Annotated in this window: 1 protein-coding gene; it reads left to right on the top strand. The window is 44.8% G+C overall.

The window, feature by feature from the left end:
- The coding region (locus A3751_RS00290; protein WP_156492134.1) for a tyrosine-type recombinase/integrase at positions 1-444 on the top strand (444 nt) is incomplete at both ends.

Raw genomic sequence — 444 nt, 5'->3', positions numbered from 1 at the left:
ACATGAGTTAAATGCTTGGTATAAAGCGACCTTGCAACTCAATCAGCCAGTCACTAGGGCTTATCTTCACTTTGTACTATTAACAGGCTTGCGGTTAACCGAAGCGGCGCAACTGCGCTGGCAAGATGTCGATATTAAGGGATTGTCTTTTACCATCCCTGATACAAAGAACAATCGCCCTCACACGCTACCGATTACCGAAGCGATTTATGATACTCTCAAAATACTTAAGGCAAACAAGCGCAATGAATGGGTATTCCCTAGCCCCTTGCATGACTCACATCTCAAGGAGCCTAGAACAGCGGTAAAACGTGTTTGCGATCTAAGTGGGATCAAGTTTACGATTCACGACCTACGCAGAACCTTTATCACCATTGCCGAAAGCTTAGACATTTCGGCTTACGCACTTAAACGCTTGCTAAACCACAAAGACCCCAATGATGT

The organism is Oleiphilus sp. HI0080, assembly GCF_001635135.1.
This window is presented reverse-complemented; position numbering and strand designations above follow the sequence as displayed.